35 protein-coding genes are annotated in these 19,132 nt (G+C 64.7%); 25 read left to right on the top strand and 10 right to left on the bottom strand.

The window, feature by feature from the left end; translation table 11 throughout:
• Positions 1-187: 187 nt before the first annotated feature.
• The 3 genes from ACQR2C_RS32225 to ACQR2C_RS32215 are packed head-to-tail and all read right to left on the bottom strand — an operon-like array spanning position 188 to position 1,908.
• Entirely contained in the window at positions 188-505 is a 318-nt protein-coding gene (locus tag ACQR2C_RS32225; protein ID WP_315713146.1) for a hypothetical protein, read from the bottom strand.
• 30 nt (positions 506-535) lie between these two features.
• Positions 536-1,390 carry a sulfurtransferase gene (locus ACQR2C_RS32220; RefSeq protein WP_315803689.1) on the bottom strand — a complete coding sequence of 285 codons (855 nt, stop codon included), beginning with the start codon at positions 1,388-1,390 and terminating at the stop codon, positions 536-538.
• A gap of 59 nt (positions 1,391-1,449) precedes the next feature.
• A complete protein-coding gene (locus ACQR2C_RS32215; protein WP_315803688.1) occupies positions 1,450-1,908 on the bottom strand; it encodes a hypothetical protein in 459 nt (152 codons plus the stop codon).
• Between the two features lie 198 nt (positions 1,909-2,106).
• Here ACQR2C_RS32215 and ACQR2C_RS32210 point away from each other — a divergent pair, with 198 nt between their 5' ends.
• Complete coding sequence (locus ACQR2C_RS32210; RefSeq protein ID WP_315803687.1) at positions 2,107-2,526, top strand: Rieske (2Fe-2S) protein; 420 nt, start codon at positions 2,107-2,109, stop codon at positions 2,524-2,526.
• 62 nt (positions 2,527-2,588) lie between these two features.
• On the opposite strand, the gene ACQR2C_RS32205 is transcribed toward ACQR2C_RS32210, so the two are convergent.
• Positions 2,589-3,197: a hypothetical protein gene (locus ACQR2C_RS32205; protein ID WP_315803686.1), complete on the bottom strand. Its 609-nt coding sequence runs from the start codon at positions 3,195-3,197 to the stop codon at positions 2,589-2,591.
• Positions 3,198-3,521: 324 nt separating this feature from the next.
• Between ACQR2C_RS32205 and ACQR2C_RS32200 the strand changes: the two genes are divergently transcribed.
• From ACQR2C_RS32200 to ACQR2C_RS32105, 20 genes are all read left to right on the top strand, one after another.
• Positions 3,522-3,842 (top strand): HesB/IscA family protein, encoded by a 321-nt coding sequence (locus tag ACQR2C_RS32200; protein WP_257170758.1) that lies wholly within the window; start codon positions 3,522-3,524, stop codon positions 3,840-3,842.
• A 38-nt stretch (positions 3,843-3,880) separates the two neighbouring features.
• The gene (locus tag ACQR2C_RS32195) at positions 3,881-4,171 is read left to right on the top strand and encodes a NifU family protein (RefSeq protein ID WP_315713137.1); all 291 of its coding nucleotides are present in this window, start codon (positions 3,881-3,883) and stop codon (positions 4,169-4,171) included.
• A 9-nt stretch (positions 4,172-4,180) separates the two neighbouring features.
• Positions 4,181-5,395 (top strand): cysteine desulfurase NifS, encoded by a 1,215-nt coding sequence (gene nifS, locus ACQR2C_RS32190; protein ID WP_434882939.1) that lies wholly within the window; start codon positions 4,181-4,183, stop codon positions 5,393-5,395.
• A complete protein-coding gene (nifT, locus tag ACQR2C_RS32185; RefSeq protein WP_316218892.1) occupies positions 5,392-5,613 on the top strand; it encodes a putative nitrogen fixation protein NifT in 222 nt (73 codons plus the stop codon). Before nifS ends, nifT begins: the two co-directional genes overlap by 4 nt.
• Positions 5,613-6,479, top strand: coding sequence for an SIR2 family NAD-dependent protein deacylase (locus tag ACQR2C_RS32180; RefSeq protein WP_315803684.1), 867 nt, complete (start codon positions 5,613-5,615; stop codon positions 6,477-6,479). Before nifT ends, ACQR2C_RS32180 begins: the two co-directional genes overlap by 1 nt.
• Before the next feature lie 263 nt (positions 6,480-6,742).
• Positions 6,743-8,305, top strand: a complete 1,563-nt coding sequence (gene nifB, locus ACQR2C_RS32175; protein ID WP_315803683.1) for a nitrogenase cofactor biosynthesis protein NifB — start codon at positions 6,743-6,745, stop codon at positions 8,303-8,305.
• A 55-nt stretch (positions 8,306-8,360) separates the two neighbouring features.
• On the top strand, positions 8,361-8,585 hold the full coding sequence (locus ACQR2C_RS32170) for a YfhL family 4Fe-4S dicluster ferredoxin (RefSeq protein WP_006609676.1): 225 nt from the start codon (positions 8,361-8,363) through the stop codon (positions 8,583-8,585).
• An 11-nt stretch (positions 8,586-8,596) separates the two neighbouring features.
• On the top strand, positions 8,597-8,926 hold the full coding sequence (locus tag ACQR2C_RS32165; protein WP_315803682.1) for a HesB/IscA family protein: 330 nt from the start codon (positions 8,597-8,599) through the stop codon (positions 8,924-8,926).
• 11 nt (positions 8,927-8,937) lie between these two features.
• Entirely contained in the window at positions 8,938-9,471 is a 534-nt protein-coding gene (locus tag ACQR2C_RS32160) for a hypothetical protein (protein ID WP_315803681.1), read from the top strand.
• The gene (locus ACQR2C_RS32155; protein ID WP_316218890.1) at positions 9,464-10,237 is read left to right on the top strand and encodes a 4Fe4S-binding leucine-rich repeat protein; all 774 of its coding nucleotides are present in this window, start codon (positions 9,464-9,466) and stop codon (positions 10,235-10,237) included. The genes ACQR2C_RS32160 and ACQR2C_RS32155 overlap by 8 nt, the downstream gene beginning before the upstream one ends.
• The gene (locus ACQR2C_RS32150) at positions 10,234-10,557 is read left to right on the top strand and encodes a nitrogen fixation protein NifZ (protein ID WP_434882938.1); all 324 of its coding nucleotides are present in this window, start codon (positions 10,234-10,236) and stop codon (positions 10,555-10,557) included. The genes ACQR2C_RS32155 and ACQR2C_RS32150 overlap by 4 nt, the downstream gene beginning before the upstream one ends.
• On the top strand, positions 10,554-10,793 hold the full coding sequence (locus ACQR2C_RS32145; protein ID WP_434882937.1) for a nitrogen fixation protein NifZ: 240 nt from the start codon (positions 10,554-10,556) through the stop codon (positions 10,791-10,793). The genes ACQR2C_RS32150 and ACQR2C_RS32145 overlap by 4 nt, the downstream gene beginning before the upstream one ends.
• Before the next feature lie 14 nt (positions 10,794-10,807).
• The gene (locus tag ACQR2C_RS32140; RefSeq protein ID WP_434882936.1) at positions 10,808-11,164 is read left to right on the top strand and encodes a DUF3024 domain-containing protein; all 357 of its coding nucleotides are present in this window, start codon (positions 10,808-10,810) and stop codon (positions 11,162-11,164) included.
• Between the two features lie 17 nt (positions 11,165-11,181).
• Positions 11,182-11,442 carry a hypothetical protein gene (locus ACQR2C_RS32135; protein ID WP_315803676.1) on the top strand — a complete coding sequence of 87 codons (261 nt, stop codon included), beginning with the start codon at positions 11,182-11,184 and terminating at the stop codon, positions 11,440-11,442.
• 2 nt (positions 11,443-11,444) lie between these two features.
• Positions 11,445-12,659, top strand: coding sequence for a DegT/DnrJ/EryC1/StrS family aminotransferase (locus ACQR2C_RS32130; RefSeq protein WP_434882935.1), 1,215 nt, complete (start codon positions 11,445-11,447; stop codon positions 12,657-12,659).
• Positions 12,660-12,695: 36 nt separating this feature from the next.
• On the top strand, positions 12,696-13,004 hold the full coding sequence (locus tag ACQR2C_RS32125; RefSeq protein ID WP_315713113.1) for a 2Fe-2S iron-sulfur cluster-binding protein: 309 nt from the start codon (positions 12,696-12,698) through the stop codon (positions 13,002-13,004).
• Between the two features lie 12 nt (positions 13,005-13,016).
• On the top strand, positions 13,017-13,229 hold the full coding sequence (locus ACQR2C_RS32120) for a hypothetical protein (protein WP_315803674.1): 213 nt from the start codon (positions 13,017-13,019) through the stop codon (positions 13,227-13,229).
• A 34-nt stretch (positions 13,230-13,263) separates the two neighbouring features.
• Complete coding sequence (locus tag ACQR2C_RS32115) at positions 13,264-13,581, top strand: DUF6156 family protein (protein ID WP_316179957.1); 318 nt, start codon at positions 13,264-13,266, stop codon at positions 13,579-13,581.
• A gap of 12 nt (positions 13,582-13,593) precedes the next feature.
• On the top strand, positions 13,594-13,761 hold the full coding sequence (locus ACQR2C_RS32110; protein WP_315803672.1) for a hypothetical protein: 168 nt from the start codon (positions 13,594-13,596) through the stop codon (positions 13,759-13,761).
• A gap of 15 nt (positions 13,762-13,776) precedes the next feature.
• The gene (locus ACQR2C_RS32105) at positions 13,777-14,235 is read left to right on the top strand and encodes a group II truncated hemoglobin (RefSeq protein WP_315803671.1); all 459 of its coding nucleotides are present in this window, start codon (positions 13,777-13,779) and stop codon (positions 14,233-14,235) included.
• Positions 14,236-14,496: 261 nt separating this feature from the next.
• Here ACQR2C_RS32105 and ACQR2C_RS32100 read toward each other — a convergent pair whose 3' ends face one another.
• From ACQR2C_RS32100 to ACQR2C_RS32085, 4 genes are all read right to left on the bottom strand, one after another.
• Positions 14,497-14,739, bottom strand: coding sequence for a hypothetical protein (locus ACQR2C_RS32100; protein ID WP_434882934.1), 243 nt, complete (start codon positions 14,737-14,739; stop codon positions 14,497-14,499).
• Between the two features lie 26 nt (positions 14,740-14,765).
• The gene (locus ACQR2C_RS32095; RefSeq protein ID WP_315803669.1) at positions 14,766-15,524 is read right to left on the bottom strand and encodes a dienelactone hydrolase family protein; all 759 of its coding nucleotides are present in this window, start codon (positions 15,522-15,524) and stop codon (positions 14,766-14,768) included.
• Between the two features lie 36 nt (positions 15,525-15,560).
• Positions 15,561-15,923: an iron-sulfur cluster assembly protein gene (locus ACQR2C_RS32090; RefSeq protein ID WP_315803800.1), complete on the bottom strand. Its 363-nt coding sequence runs from the start codon at positions 15,921-15,923 to the stop codon at positions 15,561-15,563.
• 93 nt (positions 15,924-16,016) lie between these two features.
• Complete coding sequence (locus tag ACQR2C_RS32085; RefSeq protein ID WP_434837726.1) at positions 16,017-16,508, bottom strand: tetratricopeptide repeat protein; 492 nt, start codon at positions 16,506-16,508, stop codon at positions 16,017-16,019.
• 273 nt (positions 16,509-16,781) lie between these two features.
• On the opposite strand from ACQR2C_RS32085, the gene ACQR2C_RS32080 reads away from it, so the two are divergent.
• The 3 genes from ACQR2C_RS32080 to ACQR2C_RS32070 are packed head-to-tail and all read left to right on the top strand — an operon-like array spanning position 16,782 to position 17,752.
• Complete coding sequence (locus tag ACQR2C_RS32080) at positions 16,782-17,015, top strand: BolA/IbaG family iron-sulfur metabolism protein (protein ID WP_006609694.1); 234 nt, start codon at positions 16,782-16,784, stop codon at positions 17,013-17,015.
• A gap of 48 nt (positions 17,016-17,063) precedes the next feature.
• Complete coding sequence (gene grxD, locus ACQR2C_RS32075) at positions 17,064-17,393, top strand: Grx4 family monothiol glutaredoxin (protein ID WP_315803667.1); 330 nt, start codon at positions 17,064-17,066, stop codon at positions 17,391-17,393.
• Positions 17,390-17,752: a (2Fe-2S) ferredoxin domain-containing protein gene (locus ACQR2C_RS32070; RefSeq protein ID WP_315803666.1), complete on the top strand. Its 363-nt coding sequence runs from the start codon at positions 17,390-17,392 to the stop codon at positions 17,750-17,752. Before grxD ends, ACQR2C_RS32070 begins: the two co-directional genes overlap by 4 nt.
• Positions 17,753-17,770: 18 nt before the next feature.
• Here ACQR2C_RS32070 and ACQR2C_RS32065 read toward each other — a convergent pair whose 3' ends face one another.
• On the bottom strand, positions 17,771-18,298 hold the full coding sequence (locus ACQR2C_RS32065) for an ArsC/Spx/MgsR family protein (RefSeq protein ID WP_434882933.1): 528 nt from the start codon (positions 18,296-18,298) through the stop codon (positions 17,771-17,773).
• Complete coding sequence (locus tag ACQR2C_RS32060) at positions 18,192-18,623, bottom strand: response regulator transcription factor (RefSeq protein ID WP_315741025.1); 432 nt, start codon at positions 18,621-18,623, stop codon at positions 18,192-18,194. Before ACQR2C_RS32060 ends, ACQR2C_RS32065 begins: the two co-directional genes overlap by 107 nt.
• Positions 18,624-19,043: 420 nt before the next feature.
• Here ACQR2C_RS32060 and ACQR2C_RS32055 point away from each other — a divergent pair.
• Positions 19,044-19,132: hypothetical protein (locus ACQR2C_RS32055; protein WP_410051481.1), on the top strand; the 89-nt coding region annotated here is incomplete at its 3' end.

Here is a 19,132-nt window from a genome sequence, read left to right as displayed (position 1 = left end):
CGTCATTCCGGGGCATCGCGCAGCGATCAGCCCGGAATCCATAGACACGAATGTTTCTTGTTTTCGCAGACAGGCGCCACGGACATCTCGCGCCTCATAGCCGGTCGTTGCTATGGATTCAGGGCTCGCACTGCGCGCGCCCCGGAATGACGGCGGAGGGAGGTGCGCACCACTCCGAATGTGGCGCCTACTCGATTCCCTGTTCCCTGGCCTTCCACATCGCGGCGATGCGGAAGCGTTCGTTGATTGCGGCGGGGTTGGCGAGAATCTCGGCCTGGGCGGCGGCAAACGCGCTCTCGACGATCGCGGCCTCGTCCTTCGTCAGCGTGATCCGGCCGGCCATGTGGGTGGCGTCGGGCGCGGCCTCCCAGATCTTGCGCCGGTTCGGATGCAGCTTCACCTCGACCAGCTCGAACGCCTCGAGCTCGCCTTCGAGGCAGATTGCCAGCCCGATCACCTCGACCTTGCGGCCGTCCTGCGTCGTCTTGACCAGGGTCTTTGCCATGCTCGTGCTCCCGTCATCCAAGTCGCTTTGTCACGCCGCCGCCGGCGTGTCGTCGAGCTGGCTCCATTCCGCCCAGGCGCCGTCGTGGACGGCCGCGTTCGGAACACCGAGGCGATAGAGCGCCAGCGCCAGCATGCAAGACGTGATGCCCGAGGCGCAGGTGGTGACGATCGGCTTCGCCAGATCGACGCCAGCGGCGGCGAAGCGGGCGCCGAGCGCATCAGAGGCCAGCAGTTCGCCGGTGTCGGGGTCGACCAGATCCGCCCAGGGCAGATTGACGGCGCCGGGAATGTGGCCCTGGCGCTTGAACGTGAACACGTCCGCCTGGGTGCCGTCGAACTTGCCCGGCCCACGGGCGTCGACCAACTGCGCGCCGCCACTGTGCAGCAAGCTCTGTACGGCGTCCGAGGTTGCCACAAGCTCCGGCCTGAAGCTCGCGCTGAAGCTCGCCGGCACGGGGCGCACAGGCGTCATCTCCGCCGGCTTCTTCTCCTTGGTCCATTTGCCGAAGCCGCCGTCGAGCAGGGCGACGTTGTCGTGGCCGAAGGCGCGGAACATCCACCACACACGGCCCGCGGCCGAGCCGCCATAGTGACGGTCATAGACGATGACCCGGTCGGCATTGCTGATGCCGAGCAGCCCGACCTTGTGGGCGAAATCCTCCGATGACGGCAGCATGTGCGGCAGCGGGCTCGACTTGTCGGCGATCTGGTCGATGTCGAAATGCACCGAGCCCGGCAGGTGCCGGCCGCGATATTGCGTACGGCCGTCCAGGTTGGTGCTCGGATGGTGCCAGGTGCAGTCGAGGATCTTGATAGCAGGGTCGGACAGATGTTGTGCCAGCCATTCCGAGCTGACCAGGGCGTCAGAGGTGTCCGTGTTCATGGATGCGCTCGCGATGTCGTTCCAACAGAGATGCCGATCCGATGATTGCACGTGGCGCGTCAGAGCGTCTTCGGCATCGGATAGCCCGGGCGCGGATGCGTGTCGTAGTATTCCGGACGCTCCGGCCAGCCGCCTTCGGCGATGATCTTGAAGGTCGCGACCGTGACCGGCGCGCCGGGCGAGCATGATATTTCGGTGAACTTGATCTCGCGCTCGCCTGGGCCGGCGGAGAAATCGGCGACAGTGGTGCCGTCCGCCTTGCGCGCCCGCGCGAAGCCAGGCGTGCCGACTGTGGCCGCCGGTACCGATGCCGCAACGAAGTTCGGCTGCTCGAGGCCGTCCGCCGCGGGGCCGAAGGCGGGCGAGCCGAACGTGAAGGTTGCGAGCACGCCGCTGCGGTCGACGGCCTTGTCTGCAGTGATCGGGCGTGCCACTGAGTAGACCGTCAGCGTGCCGCCAGCCAGCGCCGCCTTGATGTCGTCGAGCGAGCTCTCGACGAATTCCAGTGCCACGTTCATGTCGATCTCCTTACAAAGCCGCGTTTGCAGGAGAAATTTTCAAGTTCTGTGCCAGTCTCCCGCAGCGGCGAAGAAGGCGAGGCGAACAGGCGGAGTTGCGCGAATCTTGCAACGTGGTCCTTCAGCGAGCCGACCGCCGCTCTCGCTGGGCCGAGAGCGGCAATGTCGGACATGCGCCAGACATCGATGAGGCCTGACATGACGACCGACGTCGCCTACGCCATCTGCAGCTTCAACGACATTCCGAGCCGCCGCGCCATGGGCTTTCAGCTCATGATCGTGGCCGAGGACGGCAGCCATCGTCCGTGGCCGATCTTCGTCATCCGCTGGGGCAAGCAGGTGTTCGGCTATCTGAACATGTGCCCGCACGACAAGGTCAATCTCGACTGGGAACGCAACCAGTTCCTGGACGGCAACGGCCTGCGCATCCTGTGCGGCAAGCACGGCTCGCTGTTCGAGATCGGCACCGGACTCTGCGTCGACGGCCCGTGCAAGGGCGAGAGCCTGACGCCGGTCGCGCTGAGTGTCCTCGACGGCGACATCTGCGTGACCGGCGTGACCCTGGTCGAGGATGACGAGGAGGCTGAAGAGACGGGTCTTCAGTGTGAAGAAGGCTGAGCTCTCACACGAAGTCCCGGCGCGAGCGCCGGGACTTCAGCTTGCGCGTGAAGGAACGAGAGTCAGACCGGCCGGTTCTCGTTACGGTTCTTCACCGGCTCCATCTTGGCCAGCGCATCTGCATAGGCGATGACTTCATAGCTCTCGCTGAACTTCTTGGCGGCATCGAGCACGTAGTCGAGCTTGCCGGCGGTATCGAGCTTCTTGATGTCGTTCTTGTCGATTCCGAGGAGATCCATCATCTCCTTCCAGACGGTGGATTCGTCGCAGGGCAGCACATAGAACGTGACGTCGCCCATCTTGATGCGGTACTTCGCCAGCAGATCGATGTTGTTGCAGAACATGAAGTAGCTGCCGTCCGGCGTCAGCAGGCCCTTGAGCACCTCGACCGCGGTCTCCAGATAAGCCAGCGAGTGGATGTAGCCGACGAGCACCGGAATCGTCGCCTCGCCGTCGTTGACGATCGTCAGCACCTGCTCGATCGAGAAGTCCGGCGGGCGCTTCTCGTCCGCAACCTGGGTCTGGAATTTCAGCGCGATGTCGCCGCGGAAGCCGAACCGCCCCGGCTTGGTGGTCGGCGCCTTGAGTACGGCGTTCAACAGCCGTCCTTCCTTGTCGAGCTGCGCGAGCGCGGTGGTCTCGATTGCAACCGTCTTCTCCAATGTCGTCATCAGCAATTCTCTCGCATGTCCTGGTCAGCCGTTCGCCGCACGGCGCGGTCGAAAAGGGCTGGAATGCAAATTGTCTGCCGATGTGTGCTGCGCCTTGATTCACTTGGTCTTTCGCCCGCGACCTCCGGCATTGTCGGGTTTCCGCCGCGACATTCCTTCGGCACGTCCGTGGCCCGGCGTCGGTCATCCGTGTCGGAAACCCGACACGCGTCGGAAACGCCACAGCGACGGCATGAAAACATGAGGTCTTTCAGGCGATTGTTGCATGGCACGGGACTTGCCAATCCCATTCGCAACAGCCGAATGGGAAAGGGCGAGACGATGATGATCAACCTGACCGACAGCGCCATCAATGCGGTTCGCAACGCGATCACGACCTCCGACAAGCCGGTCGACGGCCTCAGGATCATGGTCGAAGCCGGCGGCTGCGCCGGGCTCAAGTACAACATGGGTCTCGTCAGCGGCAGCGAGCCGGAGGACACCGTGATCGAGCGCGAGGGCGTGCGCGTGCTCGTCGATCACAAGAGCCTCGAATATCTCGAGGGCACGACGATCGATTTCGTCATCGCGCTGGAGGGGTCCGGCTTCACCTTCGAGAATCCGAACGCGAAGTCGAGCTGCGGCTGCGGCAAGTCGTTCGCCTGATCTTTCGCTCGATCATTCAAAACGCGAGAAGTGAAACCATGCTGGTCGAATCCCAGGGCATCGTCGAAGCGCCGTCGCAGATGAGCGAGCGCGAGCGGATCATCCGGGCCGTGATCGAGGAGGTCCGTCCGAATCTCAAGCGCGACGGCGGCGATTGCGAACTCGTCGAGATCGACGGCAACAAGATCATGGTCAAGCTCGCCGGCGCCTGCATTTTTTGCAAGCTCGCCAGCGCGACGCTCGAAGGCATCCAGGCGCGCATGATCGAAAAGCTCGGCGAGTTCGTTCGCCTCGTTCCGGTGGCCGGCGCAGCCAAGGCGCGGCATTAAGGAGCGGTCTTGCGCCCGGTCTATCTCGACAACAACGCGACGACCCGCGCGGATCCCGAGGTCGTCGCAGCGATGTTGCCGTTCTTCACGGACCAGTTCGGCAATGCGTCGTCCTCGCATGCGTTCGGCAGCGAGGTCGCCGGGGCCGTGAGGCAGGCGCGCAAGAGCCTGCAGGCGCTGCTCGGCGCCGCTTTCGACCACGAGATCGTCTTCACCTCGGGCGGGACGGAATCCGACAATGCCGCGATCCTGTCGGCGCTCGACGCGCAGGAGGGCCGGAACGAGATCGTCACGACGGCGGTGGAGCATCCCGCGATCCTGTCGCTCGTCGAATACCTCAGGGACAAGCGGGGCGTCGCGGTGCATCTGATCGGCGTCGATGCCGCCGGCCGCCTCGATCTGGAGGCTTATCGGCGCGCGCTCGGGCCGCGCACGGCGATCGCCTCGGTGATGTGGGCAAACAACGAGACCGGCACGCTGTTTCCGGTTTCCGAGCTGGCCAAGCTCGCGCATGAGGCCGGCGCGCTATTCCACACCGACGCCGTGCAGGCGGTCGGCAAGATCGCGATCGATCTGAAGAGCGCCGATGTCGACCTGTTGTCGCTGTCGGGCCACAAGCTGCACGGTCCCAAGGGCATCGGTGCGCTGTATGTCAGAAAGGGCACGCCGTTCGTGCCGCTTCTGCGCGGCGGCCCGCAGGAGCGCCGGCGACGTGGCGGCACCGAGAACGTGCCCGCGATCGTCGGGCTCGGCAAGGCGGCCGAGCTCGCTGGCCGACATCTGGCCGATGAGCAGGGCCGGGTGCGCAGTCTGCGCGACCGGCTGGAGCAGGACATCATCCAGAGCGTCGGCCATTGCGCCGTGCTCGGCGATCCGGACCATCGCCTGCCGAACACCTCCAACATCGCCTTCCAGCATCTGGAAGGCGAGCCGATCGTGATGCGCCTGAACCAGGCCGGCATCGCGGCTTCGCTCGGCTCCGCCTGCGCGTCCGGCTCGATGGAGCCGTCGCATGTGCTGCGCGCGATGAACGTTCCGGCCGATCTGCTGCGCGGCGCCGTCCGCTTTTCCTTGTCGCGCGACACGTCGACCGAGGACATCGAGCGCGTGCTGCAGGTTCTGCCCGATATCGTCGCCAGGTTGCGCGAGACCTCGCCGGCCTGGCTGCAGCATCATCCTCCGCAATCGGCGGACCCCCTTCGATCCACGGAGCTCACGCAATGAAAGTCATGATCCGCCGCTCGCCGGAAACGGGCCTGTCGATCTACGTCCCCAAAAAGGACCTCGAGGAGCCCATCGTCGAGTCCGAGCACGAGTCCTTGTGGGGCGGCTGGATCCGCATCGCCAATGGCTGGGTGCTGGATTTGCCGCAGATGGCCGCCGACACGCGGCTGCCGATCACGATCAATGCGCGCAAGCGCGGTGGCGAAGGGGACGAGTGATGAACGCGCCGCTTCCTCATATCGACATCGTCAAGCAGGCCGATGCCGAGGCCCTGCTCAAGGACGTTGTCGCCGGACTGAAGGCCGGCAAGGTCGTCCCGTTCCTCGGTCCCGCCGTGTCGGAGCAGTCCGGCGCCGACGTGCCGATGAATCCTGAAGCGCTGGCCGCGTTCTTCGGCACCAAGGTGGCGCTGCCGCGCCGCGCCAAGGGCAATGCGTGGGCTTCAGCCCAGCACATCGAGAGCACGCGCCACCGCTCGACGGTGACGGCGCTGATGGCTGAAGCCTTTGCCGCGCCGGTCGCGCCGACACCGCTGCAGCAGCATCTGGCGTCGCTGCCGCTGCCGATGATCGTCGACAGCTGGTATGACGGCGCCATGCGGACGGCGCTGGCTGGACGTACTGACTGGGGCGAGGTGCAGGGCATCACCCGTGCCGGCATCGGCGAGGACCGCTGGTATCGCTTCTATGACGCCGCGGGCGCCGAGAGCGATCGCGAGAAGGCTGCAAGCTGGACCACGCTGCTCTACAAGCCGCATGGCGGGATCACGCCGGCCAAGAACTTCCTGATCACCGATGCCGACTATGTCGAGGTCTTGACCGACATCGACATCCAGACGCCGATACCCGACACGGTCAAGGACCGGCGCACCGACCGCAGCTTCCTGTTCATCGGCTGCCGCTTCAACGACCAGCTGCTGCGCACCTATGGTCGCCAGGTGATCAAGCGCTCCGGCGCCGAGCATTACGTCCTGGTCGAGCCCGACTCATTGTCGAAGAACGAGCTGAAGTTCTTCATCGCCGAGCGGTTGACGCCGATCGCGATTCCGCTGGTCCGCGCCACCGAGATCATCATCGGCGGCTGAGTACAACCAATCGATCGGATCATCGGACAGCGCGGTCGCAAGCCGCGCTGTCTTGCTGTTCGGCTTGAGGCCTTGGCCGAGTCTGTAACGTTTCTAACATCCGCGCGATCGCGAGCCTCTCGCATGTTGGCAAGGCGACAGGCGCAATCATCTCACTAACACGTTGATAGTCCGGCGAAATGACCGCTTCCGCGGCGTGGCACGCGAGTTGCTGAACCATCGTCAAGGCGGTTTGCGGCTCGCCAGCAACGTAAGGAGCGGACATGGACGCGTCAGTGCAGCACGAACAGGCGACGATACCGGACGGCGACAAGCTGAGCTCGGTGATGCAGACCATCGCGGAACACAAGGGTTGCGGCACCTCGGGCGGCAGCGGCAAGGCGAGCTGCGGCTCGGGCGCAGGCGAGAACGACCTTCCGCCGGAGATCTGGGAGAAGGTGAAGAACCATCCCTGCTACAGCGAGGAGGCGCATCATCACTACGCGCGCATGCATGTCGCCGTCGCGCCCGCCTGCAACATCCAGTGCAACTACTGCAACCGCAAATATGACTGCGCCAACGAGTCGCGTCCGGGCGTGGTCAGCGAGAAGCTGTCGCCGGAGCAGGCCGCCAAGAAGGTGCTCGCCGTCGCCTCGACCATTCCGCAGATGACCGTGCTCGGGATCGCCGGTCCCGGCGATCCGCTCGCCAATCCGGAGAAGACGTTCAAGACCTTCGAGCTGATCGCCCGGACCGCCCCGGACATCAAGCTCTGCCTGTCGACCAACGGCCTCGCGCTGCCCGACCATGTCGACACCATCGCCGGATTCAACGTCGATCACGTCACGATCACGATCAACATGGTCGACCCTGAAATTGGCGCCAAGATCTATCCCTGGGTGTTCTGGAAGCACAAGCGCTACACCGGCGTCGAGGCGGCCAAGCTGCTCACCGATCGCCAGCTGCAGGGCCTGGAGATGCTCACCGAGCGCGGCATCCTCTGCAAGGTCAACTCGGTGATGATCCCGGGCGTCAACGACAAGCACCTCGTCGAGGTCAACAAGGCGGTGAAATCGCGCGGCGCGTTCCTGCACAACATCATGCCGCTGATCTCCTCGCCGGAGCACGGCACCGTGTTCGGCCTGACCGGCCAGCGCGGCCCGACGGCGCAGGAGCTGAAGGCGCTGCAGGACGAGTGCGAAGGCGAGATGAACATGATGCGGCATTGCCGCCAGTGCCGCGCCGACGCCGTGGGCCTGCTCGGCGAGGATCGCTCGGCCGAGTTCACCACCGACAAGATCATGGCGATGGAGGTGAATTACGACATCGACAGCCGCAAGGCCTATCAGGAGGCGGTCGAGAGCGAGCGCGTCGCCAAGGTCGTGGCGAAGCAGGAAGAGCTCGCCTCGCTCGCCGGCCAGTCGAGCGACATCAAGCTCTTGATCGCGGTCGCGACCAAGGGCTCGGGCCTGATCAACGAGCATTTCGGTCACGCCAAGGAGTTCCAGGTCTACGAGCTCTCCACGGCCGGTGCCAAGTTCGTTGGTCACCGCCGCGTCGACCTGTACTGCCAGGGCGGCTATGGCGACGAGGACAGCCTGGAGACCGTCATCCGCGCCATCAACGACTGCCATGCGGTGTTCGTGGCCAAGATCGGCGGCTGCCCGAAGAGCGACCTGCAGGCGGCGGGCATCGAGCCGGTCGACCAGTTCGCGCACGAGTTCATCGAGAAGTCCGCGATCGCCTGGTTCAAGAGTTATCTCGACAAGGTGAACAGCGGCGAGATCCAGCACGTCGTGCGCGGCGACGCCGAAATTCGCCAGGGCGCCCTGATCTCGGCGGCGTGACATCAGACCCCGGCGGCGCGATCCCGTCGCCGGGTCCCTTCGACAGGAGCCTTTGATGACCTTGAAGATCATTGCCTCGCAGTGCACGAGCTGCTCGGCCTGCGAACCCGAATGTCCGAACGTGGCGATCTCGGAGAAGAACGGCACCTTCGTGATCGATCCGAAGAAGTGCACCGAGTGCATCGGCCATTTCGACGAGCCGCAATGCGCGGCGGTCTGCCCGGTCGACAACACCTGCGTGATCGACAATTCGTTCCCGCGCTACCAGCCGCCGGCTTGAGGGAGACCGAGATGAACTTCACGCTCACGCCGGCCGCGCAGAAATTCATGCGCATGATGTTGCGGGCCGACGGCACTGCGGGTTCCGGCTTCCGGCTCGCCGTCTCTCCCGGCGGCTGCTCCGGGCTCGCCGCCGACATCAGCGTCCTCGCCGCACCCCAGCCCGGCGATGCGGTGGTCGAGCGAGACGGCGTCAGGCTGTTCCTGCCGGCAGAGAGCCGGCTGCTGCTGGACGGCGTCACCATCGACTTCGCGGATACCGCGACGCAGACCGGCCTCGTGTTTCACGATCCGAAACAGGTCTCGTGCTCGACCCATGCCTTGAAGGCGCTGGAGCACTAGGACAGCTCGCCATGCCCACCGATGCCCGGCCCAGCTCTCAGACTGCCATCGAGGACGCGCTGCTCGCCGACGCGCTGCTCGGCGGCGGCCTGCCGGAGGAAGCCGAGTATCATCTGTGGCAGGCGGGCCAGAGCTATCATCTCGACGAGGTTGCGGAGACGCATCTGAAGGAGGCGGACGCGCTGGCGCCTGGGCATGCGGCGGTCCTGATCGGTTTCTACCGCTTCTATTTCTACAAGGGACGGCTCGCTGACGCGCTGCGGATCGCCAAGCGGTGCCTCGCCAAGGCGGCCGTCGAAAACCGCTTGCCACCGCACTGGCGCGACGTTCGCGCCGGTCATGCCGAGTTCGGCAGCTATGACAACATGCTGCCGCGCTTCTTCATGTTCACCTTGAAGGGATACGCCTATTTGCAGATGCGCCTCGGCAATCTCGTCGAGGGACGGCTTGCGGTGCAGAAGCTGCTCGAGCTCGATCCCAGCGACAAGATCGGCGCACGCGTCCTGCTCGAGGTGGTCGACCGGGTGGAGCTCGACGATGAATGACGACATCGACGAGGCCATCGACTGGCAGGGCAACGAGATCAGTTGCGCGGGCTGCGAACACGCGCCGCTCAACGCATCCGGCGGATGTCGCCTTCGGCACGCCTGCGTGCACGACCGCTACGCCCGTCGCATCGACCGCTTCTTCAATTGGAATCCGGCGCTCGCCAACGGCTACGTCAAGCATCCGCACTTCGAGGTTCGTGCGATCGCGGCGAAGCATGCCAGCCCGTTCTTTCTGCCGCCGCTGCTCGATGATCCCGAGGAGACGGTGCGCTGGAACGCCGCGCGGCGGCTGCCGAAGCGGCTGGTGCTGCGGCTGCGCCATGATCCGCATCGCGAGGTCCGCATTCGGATCGCGACCGTGCTCGATCCGGAAGACCTGATGCCGATGATGATGGACGACGACTATTACGTCCGCCTCGTCGTGGCGCGCCGCATCGTGCCGTCTGTGCTCGGCCGCATGATGGGGGACCCGGAGGCCGAGGTCCGCCGCGTCGTCGCGCGGCGCATCCCGAGCGACTGGCTGCTCGGCATGATCAGCGACCCCGATCCACGGGTACGGCTCGAGATCGCCGAGCGCCTCGTGCCTGATCTTCTCACCGCGATGCGCAAGGACGCCGATTGGCGTGTGCGTCACGAGGTTGCGAGCCGGATCGCGCTCAGCGAGCTCGGCGAGTTGGCGCGCGACGAGGATCCGCTGGTGCAGGAGATGGCGCGCGGCCGGCTCGACAATCGTTCCGGAGCTGCGATGGAGAAACCGGCATGAGCAACATCGTTCGTGACAGCGAGGTCGTGGAGCTGTCCGCGCCGCCGTATTTCGCGTTCGGCGAGAAGGTCAAGGCCAAGCGTACGATCCGCAACGACGGCACCTATGCGGGCAAGGAGATCGGCGAGGTCCTCGCGAAGAAAGGCGAGATCGGCTACGTCGTGTCGATCGGGACGTTCCTGCAGCAATTCTACATCTACGGCGTCGAGTTTCTCGAAAGTGGGAACCGCGTCGGCATGAAACGCAAGGAGCTCGAATCCACCGTGCCCCGCGGGGAGACCGAGGACGAGCTGCCGCTGCCGGGAGCAACCAGATCATGATCGAGTCACGCCTGCCGAAATATCAATGGGGTCAGCGGGTGAAGGCGCTGATCGATCTGGTCAACGACGGCTCGTTTCCGAACGCGCCGGCCGAGGCGAAGCTGGTCGGCGTCGGCGACACGGGCGAGATCGTCCAGGTCGGCACTCACACCGAGGCGAACATGCCGATCTATCTCGTCGAGTTCGGCGAGCAGCTCGTCGTGGGTTGTCTCGAAGAGGAGATCGTCCCGGTCTAGGGAGATGTTCCGCCATGATCGCAGCCGCGCTCGAGCCCAGCGTCATCCTGCCTGCGCATCCCAATGAGCTGGATCGCAAGCGGATCGAACGCGCGCTGAAGTCGCGCAAGCGCTATCGCTACGTCGAGCCGACGGTGTCGCCGGCGACTGAGGGCTATCACGTCCAGAGTCCGTGCTGCTCACGCAACATCGACAAGGACGGCGGGGTGATCGACGTCGCGTTGCTGCGTCATGACCCCGCGAACGGAATGTGGAAGCTGTTCTGGAGAGATCACGGTCGGGGGAGTTGGGAGCTGCACAGCGTGCACCGGCGGTTGACCGCGGCGGTCGACGAGCTGAACGCCGATCCCGAGCGGATATTCTGGCAGTAGCAAAGAGGACGGGTGACATGGCGCTTGCCGAGCAGGAACTGAATGAGATCGAGCAGGTCCTCACTGGACCCGATGCCGGCAGCGCGGCGTTCGGCGAATTGCGCCGTCGGTTTCCCAAGTTGGCGCTGACGCGGTGTGATGCATCCGACGTGACCGAAGCGCCGTTCCGCAGCTATCCGGCGTTCGATCTGCATCTGCTCGACGCCAGCGAACATTGCGCCGGGGTGACCGACGATCCGGCGAAGGCCACCGGCCTGATCCTCGCCAGGCGGAGCTGATCATGATCAATCCCGTTCTGGTGCACGATGCGGACCGACAGGAGCAGGAGGAGACCGAACTTGCGCCGGTTGGCTCCGACTTCATCCCGCTGTCCGATCCCGACATCACGACGGCGGAGATCGCGGCGGTCGAGGCGACGCTTCGCTCGCCGCGGCTGTCCTGCGGTCCGCTGGTTGAAGAGTTCGAGGCAACGTTCGCCGCCTATCTCGGGCGCAAATACGCCATCGCGGTCCCGAGCGGAACGCTCGGTCTGCTGCTGATTCTGAAGGCGATGGGGGTCGGGCCCGGCGACGAGGTGATCGCGTCGTCGTATTCATTCCGCGAGATCGCGCATGCGATCAGCATCGCCGGCGCCAAGCCGGTGTTTGCCGATATCGACTACTATTCGGGCACGCTGGCCCCGAGCAAGATCGAGGCGCGCATCACGGAGCGCACCAAGGCGATCCTGGCCGGCAACACCAACGGCCACCCGGCCAAATGGTCTGAGCTGCAGGCGATCGCGAAAGCCCACGAACTGCCTGTCATCGAGGATTCGACCGAGGCCATCGGCTCGAGATACAAGGGGGCGCTGGTCGGCACATTCGGTACGGCCGCGGTGTTCGACTTCTCGCAGCCCTTCGCGCTGACCTGCGGCGAGGGCGGCATGGTCGTCACCGACGACGTCGACATCGCGGTGGCCGTGCGTCGGCACCGGTCGCACCGGCTCGACGAGCGCGCATCGGTCGTGGTCAGTAGCAGCGCGTCGCACCAGGCCGTGATGAGCGACGTGACCGCCGCGCTCGGGCTGGCGCAACTGAGGCGGATCGACGAGATCCTCGAGCGGCGCAAGCTGATCGAGCAGATCTATTACAGCGAGGTGCAGTCGTTCGAGGGCATCAAGGATCCCTATGTCGGTCCAGATGTCACCGAGGTGAACTGGTTCCTCTACCAGGTCCATCTCGGCACCCGGTTCTCGAAGTCGAGCCGGGACTCGATCGTCGAGGATCTCAGGGTCGAGCAGGTCGAGGCGGTGGCCTATTCGAATCCTCTGCATCTGCAGCGACACTATTTCGACATGGGCTATCGCCGTGGCGACTATCTCGTGACGGAGAAGGTCGCCGATCGTGTGGTGGCCCTGCCGTTCCACGTCCATCTCACCACGGACCAGATCGCCTTCATCGTTGCGACGATGAAGGACGCCTCGGTCAATGTCGGGGCGGGCGCCGCGATCTACTGACACCAGTTGAACTCAACCCAGCAAAGGAGACATTCAATGGCAACTCTGACGGTCATGCCCTCCGGCAAGACGATCGAGGTGGGCGAGGGCACCACCATCCTGGCAGCGCTGCTCGGCGCTGAGGTCGAGATCCAGCACAAATGCGAGGGCCAGGCAAAGTGCGGCTCCTGCCACATCTTCCTGCAGGAGGGACGCAAGGGCGTGTCGAAGGTGACGAAGCTCGAGAACGAGAAGCTCGACACCATCGTCGGCGTCGGCTCGAAGTCGCGCCTCGCCTGCCAGGCGACCATCCTTGGCACCGAGAACGTCAAGATCGAGCTGCTCGGCTTCGGTTCAGGCCTGTAAGAGGAGGATACCATGGACAATTTGACGCTGCATGTCCGCTTCGCCAATGACGGCACTGTCGCCGAGATCAGCGAGCGCCCCGGGGACCTGACGCCGCAGCAATGGTTCGACAAGTTGAGTGCTGCGATCGGCATGAAGGCCTATCAGACCTTTGCCGGCGGCCGCGGCGTGTTCAAGGTCGACCGTGACCAGATTGAGGCCCTGAAGACCGCAGCCGTCTCGTGACGGCGGCGGTGTGACCTTCGATGCGAGCGGCAGCATGAGCGCGGATGCGGGACAGGCGTGTCGATTCTTCGTCTCCTACACCGGCGTCAAGCTGCCGCTGCGGCTGGTGACTGCGATCGCGCCTGAGCAGCTCTCGAACCGGAACACGTTCATCCGCGGCTATTTCGATGCCGAAGGCGTACTGACCGGGTTCGAAAAGATCGTCTATGGCGAGATCGAGCTCACGCACTGCTACAGCTACCATGCCAATGGGGCGCTGAGCCGGGCCGAGATCGTGATGCTCGACGAGGATCCGGTGACGCTGAATTTCGACGAAACCGGCGCGCCTGTGGCCGCGCACGACGCTGCGTGAGCGGGAGGGACCGTGACTGTCGCCAAGCTGATCGAGGCTCTTGCCAGCATGCCGAAGGACGCTATCGTGCTGATGGACAGTGGCGGCGGTTTGTCGCGTGTCGATGCGCTGGAGCTCGTGGACCAGCAGGGCCCGGGGGCGCCGGCTGAGGTCATCCTGCAGCCGAGCTTGGACGAGTAGAGACAGGAACGACCGATGGCGGATGCTGGGACTTCAGAGACCGGGACTTCAGAAGCGGGACCGGTCGTCACGCCCTATGAACGAATTGGCGGCGCCGTCGTGGTCGATCGTCTGGTCGAGTCGTTCTACCACCGGATGGATACTCTGCCCGAGGCGAGGGCCATCCGCGACATGCACGGCACCAATCTTGGGCCGATCAAGCACATCCTGAAGCGATACCTCTCGGAATGGCTCGGCGGCCCGAAGCTGTATTCACCTGAGAAGGGGCATCCGCGGCTGCGTCAGCGCCATATGGGCTTTCCCATCGGCAATGCCGAGCGCGACGCCTGGCTGCTCTGCATGCGCGGCGCGCTCGAGGAGACCGTCAGCGACATCGAGGCCCGCCAGGATGTCGACGCCGCGATGACCAAGCTTGCCGACTGGATGCGCAACCAGGCCGGCAATCCGCACGACGCGCGGGCCGCGCGACCGTGAGCTGAGAGGTAAGCCGCGGTGCTCAAGAATGGGCCCTCCCCCCTTGTGGGAGAGAGCATCGCCGGCCTCTCCGCATATTTGGTCGGGTGAGGGGGGCTCACTGCGAGGTGGCGCCCGGCGAGAGAGACCCCTCACCCAACCGAGTCTGCTGCGCTGTCCTGCATGCCCTCTCCCACAAGGGGAGAGGGCGCTGTATCGCGCAGCGAGCTTGTAGGTGATCCGAAGGTTCTTGTAGTCCATCGGACCACAAATAGTACCAAACTAATACAACGGCACGCCGAAGAAATTCTCGTCGTCGCCGCCCCAGGCGCGGTGCAGCGCCAGCGCGTTCTGCCATTGGACCAGCTCGGTGCCGCTGGCGTTGCGGTGGGTGATCTTGCCGTCCGGATGATCGGCGAGCAGAAAAGGCTTGCCGTTGCGGATGAAGCGGTTGAGATCCTTGGTGTCGTTGGGGCGCACCACGCAACGTGGCCGCTCGTCGATCAGGATGGTGGTCGGCAGCATCGCGACGCTCTCACTCCATCGGATTCTCAATCGGTCGGCGGTCCCATGTCGTCGTCGGCCTTCTTCTTCTTTTTCTTGTCGGTCTTGGCGAGCGCGTAGGCGCCGGCATTCTTCAGCGTGATCGGCGGCTGGCCGACGACGTATTGCGAGATCCACGCCAGTGTCCGCTCATGTGCCAGCGCGGCTGCAGATTCATCATAGGTCTCGCCGTTGCCGTCGAACGCATGCGCGGCATTCGGATAGGAGAATGCGCTGACCTCGGGATGATAGGCGCGGAACATGGTCACCTCCGCGAACGGCACGACGATGTCGGCCTCGCCGAAATGGAGCAGGGTCGGAATCTTGCGCTTGGCGCCGGCCGCATTGACGACACCTGTCGCGTAGTAGCTCACCGCGCAGGCCACGCCGGAGACGCGGTTGGCCGCGTCATAGGCCAGACCGCCGCCGGCGCCGAAGCCGACTACCGCCACCTTGCCGCAGTCCTTGACGCTGTCGACGGTCGACTGGACTTCGGCGAGCAGCGGCGTTGCCGGATCCGGCACGGACTTGGCCGGCTCGCCCTCCACCGTCGATTCGATCGCCGCAGGAGGTGACAGCTCCGGCGCAATCACGACATATCCGCTGGCCGCGAAGGCATCGGCGATCTTGCGTAGCCTGCCGGCAGCGTCAGCGCCGTCCGGCAGGACGACGATCGCCCCCTTCGGCGCGTCGGTGGGATCGGCACGAAACGCCTGAAAGGTATGGCCGTCGCTGGCGGTCAGCTTGATCGTGCTCTCCGTAGGCATGTGATGCTCCTGCTTCCGTTGCGCGGTTGGCGCGCGTTACAACAAACCCAGCTCCAGCGCGGTCTCTTCGGACATGCGCGACTTGTCCCAGGGCGGCTCGAACACGAGCGTGACTTTCACCGATGCGACGCCGTCGACGGCCTGCACGGCGTCCTCCACCATGCGAACGATCTCGCTCGCGACCGGGCAGCCGGGCGCCGTCAGGGTCATGTCGATCTCGACGGCGCCGCCGCCCTCGTGCGCGATCCGATAGACCAGCCCGAGATCGTAGACGTTCACCGGAATCTCCGGGTCATAGACCGTTCGCAACGCCGCAATCACGCTCTCGGCTGCACTCTGGGAGCCGGTCGCTACGGCGGTCTGCGCCGGGGAAGGAGGGGGCGGGGCGTGCATGGTCATCATGCGTTGGTTCCTCTCATGATCCTGGTTCGCACCGGGGGATGGTCGTTGCAATTCGAGTCATGTTTCGCTTCGCTCGTGCATGGCGTCGCCTCATTCCGGACCGAGCCCCTCGGCCAGCGCGGCGACGACCGGCCATCCGACGGCGCCGGTGGGATCGAGTCGCCGCAGCGCCGCGAGCATTTCGGCTGCACCCTCGGAATCAGTCTTGCGCAGATGGATGAAGGCGAGGGCCTTCAGCGTGTAGAGCGCGAAGCGGCCGGCGCCGTCCGGCAGCGGATCATGCGGCGTCCAATGCCGCCAATCACATGGCCAGCCGGCCTGGCGCGCCGCTTCGGCAAGGCCCAGCTCCGCGACCGCCTCTGCCTCGTCGAGATGGCCCTGATAGGTGTGAATCTTATATAGGCAGAAGTAGGTCGGAAGCTGCTGCGGAGCGGCCGCCAGCGCCTGGCGAAACAGCCGGTCCGCCTGCGCGTGGTCGCGGCGATAGGCCGCCACGCCCTGTTGCAACAGGGCATCGATCTCTTGCGGCAGATCGCCGAAGTTGATCGTGTCGGGTTCGCTGACGAGTTCGAGCATCTGCATTGACCTCGATCAAATCACTGCAAGACGCGGACCGTTTTCGCGCGGGTGCAGCAGTGTCGAAGCCGGCACGAGGCGGGTGGAAGAACGGGCCGATGTTGGATTTTGAACGCCGCTTCCTCGCCGCCCCGCGGCCGATGTCGCAAACACGACGCGACGCTTGCGCGATTTGGCGTGGACACGTCGTCAGATGCCGGCGAGCCGGCGATTGCGGCGCGCAAATGACTGGTTCGGAGCTTGCATGATGCCGTCATCAATCCAGCGGGAGCAGCAGCGATGGCGATGGCAGCAACGGATATCGAGCGTCTGATCAAGGAGGCGTTCCCGGATGCCGTTGTCGTGATCGAGGATCTGGCAGGCGACGGCGACCATTATTCGGCGCGCGTCACCTCACAGGCCTTCGCTGGGAAGAGCCGGGTGCAGCAGCATCAGATGGTCTATTCGGCTCTCAAGGGCCAGATGGGCGGCGTGCTGCACGCGCTGGCGCTCGAAACGTCATTGCCGAAGTGATCGTTGCCGCCCGGCTGATCGGTCGCATTCAGGGAAAGGATCCAGTCCATGTCGACATCCGAACGCATTCAGAAGCTGATCGACGGCAGTGATGTCGTGCTGTTCATGAAGGGCGTGCCGGCCGCGCCGCAATGCGGCTTCTCCGCCGCGGTGGCGCAGATCCTGGCCAAGCTCGACGTGGCCTACGAGAGCGTCAACGTGCTCGCCGATCCCTTCATTCGCGAAGGCATCAAGGAGTTCTCCAACTGGCCGACCATTCCACAGCTCTACGTGAAGGGCGAGTTCGTGGGTGGCTGCGACATCGTGCGCGAGATGTTCCAGGCCGGCGAGCTCGCGACCCTGCTCGCCGACAAGGGCATCAAGGCGCCTGCGTCATGAGCGATGCCGATGTCGCCGAGGCGGATGACGCGTTCGAGATTCCGCAGCTCTACAAACACCACGCCTTCGTCTGCCTGACGCAGCGCCCGCCCGGACATCCGCGCGGCAGCTGCGGCGCGCTCGGCGTGCAGCCGCTGTGGGACCGGCTGACCAAGACCATCGAGGCGCAGCGGTTGACGGACATCGGCGTCACCGCTGCCGGCTGCTTCGGCTTCTGCAGCGCCGGACCGATGATGGTGGTCTATCCGGACGGCGTCTGGTATCGGCCGACCACCGCTGAGGATATCGACGAGATCGTCGAATCCCACTTCAAGCAGGGCAAGCGTGTCGATCGCCTGGTCATGGTGTTGAAACGCTGACGTGCTGACCGGAGCCGCTCAGCGCGGCTCCGGACAAGGTGTCGACGCCTCCGGACGCGTGCAGCCCTGGACGTCGTCCAGATCGTCGTACTGCCGAAGCAGCGAGATCACGGGTTCACGATCGAAGCCGGCGCAGCACTGGCCGCCGGCTTCGATCAATGGCCGGCGGATCAGCAGCGGATCCTCGAGCATCAGGTCGATGGCCGCGACGGCTCCGATCGTCTCTGGCTCGATCTCTCCTGATTTCACGCGCGGCGAGGCTGGATTGAACCAGGCCCAGACGGGAGTCCCGGCGAAATATGCGCGCAGCCGCTCGCCGGTCCAGGGCTCGGTCAAGAGATTCCTGGCGACGACATCGTGGCCGGCGCGCGTCAGCATCAGCTTCTGCCGGGCGTTGGTGCCGCAGCCCGGCTTCTCGTAGAAGACGACGGTCGTCACGTCAGGCGCCGCCGAGCTGGACGAGCTGCGCGCCGCCGGCGCGGCCGAGAATGGTGTCGACCTTCTTGCGCACCGACTCGATCGTGAGCGGCTTGACCACGGCGCCATGCGCGCCGGCCTTGAGACCCTCGATCGCGATCGCCTCGTCCGCCTTGGCGGTCACGATCAGAATCCGCACGCCCTTGAACTTCGCCAGGATCTCGCGGACGAGCTCGGGTCCGCGTTGCTTCAGGAAGGACACCCCGAGCAGCACCACGTTCGGCGCCAACCAGTCGACGCCCTTCTCATACGCCTCCTCGGGAGTCGCCAATTCATGTGTCTCGATCTCGTCGTGCAACATGAACTGCAGGGCCGCGCGCGTGATCTCGTCGTCGTCGATCACGAACACGCGCCGCTGGTCCACGGCCTTGGCCGTCTCCACTCCGATCTGCATTGCATCCTCCTCAACGTTGTCAGCGTCTGTGCCGCAGGGCTGCGGAGAGGACCTAGCAAATCTCGTTCCGGGCGCCGCGCGGCTGAAAAGCCGCCGCCGTTGTGTCGTTTCGGACAGCACCGCGCGTCGTCGCATCTTGCGAAGCATTCCGATGTCGGGTTTGCAACAACCCGCCATCGCTCACGGAATGCTCCGCATCTCCTTTAAATCATGACTGTTTTTGACGCCGTGCGCGTGCTGGCACAGCCGTTGCAAAACTGGGCCCAGGCAATGGTTGAGGGCTGAGTGCACGCCGACGCTTCGGACGAGCGATGCTCTCCTTCCCAACAACCCGTCTGCCGGTTCGGACACAGAGAGGACGCGGTCACGCCTCGCGAACAGCGCGGGCGCGACATAGGCAATCGGTTGATGGAGAGCAGAATGTCATCACTGCGACAAATCGCATTCTACGGCAAAGGCGGCATCGGCAAATCGACGACGTCGCAGAACACGCTCGCGGCGCTCGCCGA

Source organism: Bradyrhizobium sp. HKCCYLRH3061, from assembly GCF_051168015.1.
Lineage (GTDB): Bacteria > Pseudomonadota > Alphaproteobacteria > Rhizobiales > Xanthobacteraceae > Bradyrhizobium.
Note: the sequence above shows the minus strand (reverse complement) of the source record. Positions and strands in the feature narration are given on the sequence as shown.

What these genes read in the sequence shown, in the direction of transcription:
- ACQR2C_RS32225 (WP_315713146.1), bottom strand. Translation starts at nt 505, where the DNA reads ATGGCAAAGACCCTGGTCAAGACGACGCAGGACGGCCGCAAGGTCGAG.
- ACQR2C_RS32220 (WP_315803689.1), bottom strand. Translation starts at nt 1,390, where the DNA reads ATGAACACGGACACCTCTGACGCCCTGGTCAGCTCGGAATGGCTGGCA.
- ACQR2C_RS32215 (WP_315803688.1), bottom strand. Translation starts at nt 1,908, where the DNA reads ATGAACGTGGCACTGGAATTCGTCGAGAGCTCGCTCGACGACATCAAG.
- ACQR2C_RS32210 (WP_315803687.1), top strand. Translation starts at nt 2,107, where the DNA reads ATGACGACCGACGTCGCCTACGCCATCTGCAGCTTCAACGACATTCCG.
- ACQR2C_RS32205 (WP_315803686.1), bottom strand. Translation starts at nt 3,197, where the DNA reads ATGACGACATTGGAGAAGACGGTTGCAATCGAGACCACCGCGCTCGCG.
- ACQR2C_RS32200 (WP_257170758.1), top strand. Translation starts at nt 3,522, where the DNA reads ATGATCAACCTGACCGACAGCGCCATCAATGCGGTTCGCAACGCGATC.
- ACQR2C_RS32195 (WP_315713137.1), top strand. Translation starts at nt 3,881, where the DNA reads ATGCTGGTCGAATCCCAGGGCATCGTCGAAGCGCCGTCGCAGATGAGC.
- nifT (WP_316218892.1), top strand. Translation starts at nt 5,392, where the DNA reads ATGAAAGTCATGATCCGCCGCTCGCCGGAAACGGGCCTGTCGATCTAC.
- ACQR2C_RS32180 (WP_315803684.1), top strand. Translation starts at nt 5,613, where the DNA reads ATGAACGCGCCGCTTCCTCATATCGACATCGTCAAGCAGGCCGATGCC.
- nifB (WP_315803683.1), top strand. Translation starts at nt 6,743, where the DNA reads ATGGACGCGTCAGTGCAGCACGAACAGGCGACGATACCGGACGGCGAC.
- ACQR2C_RS32170 (WP_006609676.1), top strand. Translation starts at nt 8,361, where the DNA reads ATGACCTTGAAGATCATTGCCTCGCAGTGCACGAGCTGCTCGGCCTGC.
- ACQR2C_RS32165 (WP_315803682.1), top strand. Translation starts at nt 8,597, where the DNA reads ATGAACTTCACGCTCACGCCGGCCGCGCAGAAATTCATGCGCATGATG.
- ACQR2C_RS32160 (WP_315803681.1), top strand. Translation starts at nt 8,938, where the DNA reads ATGCCCACCGATGCCCGGCCCAGCTCTCAGACTGCCATCGAGGACGCG.
- ACQR2C_RS32155 (WP_316218890.1), top strand. Translation starts at nt 9,464, where the DNA reads ATGAATGACGACATCGACGAGGCCATCGACTGGCAGGGCAACGAGATC.
- ACQR2C_RS32150 (WP_434882938.1), top strand. Translation starts at nt 10,234, where the DNA reads ATGAGCAACATCGTTCGTGACAGCGAGGTCGTGGAGCTGTCCGCGCCG.
- ACQR2C_RS32145 (WP_434882937.1), top strand. Translation starts at nt 10,554, where the DNA reads ATGATCGAGTCACGCCTGCCGAAATATCAATGGGGTCAGCGGGTGAAG.
- ACQR2C_RS32140 (WP_434882936.1), top strand. Translation starts at nt 10,808, where the DNA reads ATGATCGCAGCCGCGCTCGAGCCCAGCGTCATCCTGCCTGCGCATCCC.
- ACQR2C_RS32135 (WP_315803676.1), top strand. Translation starts at nt 11,182, where the DNA reads ATGGCGCTTGCCGAGCAGGAACTGAATGAGATCGAGCAGGTCCTCACT.
- ACQR2C_RS32130 (WP_434882935.1), top strand. Translation starts at nt 11,445, where the DNA reads ATGATCAATCCCGTTCTGGTGCACGATGCGGACCGACAGGAGCAGGAG.
- ACQR2C_RS32125 (WP_315713113.1), top strand. Translation starts at nt 12,696, where the DNA reads ATGGCAACTCTGACGGTCATGCCCTCCGGCAAGACGATCGAGGTGGGC.
- ACQR2C_RS32120 (WP_315803674.1), top strand. Translation starts at nt 13,017, where the DNA reads ATGGACAATTTGACGCTGCATGTCCGCTTCGCCAATGACGGCACTGTC.
- ACQR2C_RS32115 (WP_316179957.1), top strand. Translation starts at nt 13,264, where the DNA reads ATGAGCGCGGATGCGGGACAGGCGTGTCGATTCTTCGTCTCCTACACC.
- ACQR2C_RS32105 (WP_315803671.1), top strand. Translation starts at nt 13,777, where the DNA reads ATGGCGGATGCTGGGACTTCAGAGACCGGGACTTCAGAAGCGGGACCG.
- ACQR2C_RS32100 (WP_434882934.1), bottom strand. Translation starts at nt 14,739, where the DNA reads ATGCTGCCGACCACCATCCTGATCGACGAGCGGCCACGTTGCGTGGTG.
- ACQR2C_RS32095 (WP_315803669.1), bottom strand. Translation starts at nt 15,524, where the DNA reads ATGCCTACGGAGAGCACGATCAAGCTGACCGCCAGCGACGGCCATACC.
- ACQR2C_RS32090 (WP_315803800.1), bottom strand. Translation starts at nt 15,923, where the DNA reads ATGACCATGCACGCCCCGCCCCCTCCTTCCCCGGCGCAGACCGCCGTA.
- ACQR2C_RS32085 (WP_434837726.1), bottom strand. Translation starts at nt 16,508, where the DNA reads ATGCAGATGCTCGAACTCGTCAGCGAACCCGACACGATCAACTTCGGC.
- ACQR2C_RS32080 (WP_006609694.1), top strand. Translation starts at nt 16,782, where the DNA reads ATGGCGATGGCAGCAACGGATATCGAGCGTCTGATCAAGGAGGCGTTC.
- grxD (WP_315803667.1), top strand. Translation starts at nt 17,064, where the DNA reads ATGTCGACATCCGAACGCATTCAGAAGCTGATCGACGGCAGTGATGTC.
- ACQR2C_RS32070 (WP_315803666.1), top strand. Translation starts at nt 17,390, where the DNA reads ATGAGCGATGCCGATGTCGCCGAGGCGGATGACGCGTTCGAGATTCCG.
- ACQR2C_RS32065 (WP_434882933.1), bottom strand. Translation starts at nt 18,298, where the DNA reads ATGGCGCCGTGGTCAAGCCGCTCACGATCGAGTCGGTGCGCAAGAAGG.
- ACQR2C_RS32060 (WP_315741025.1), bottom strand. Translation starts at nt 18,623, where the DNA reads ATGCAGATCGGAGTGGAGACGGCCAAGGCCGTGGACCAGCGGCGCGTG.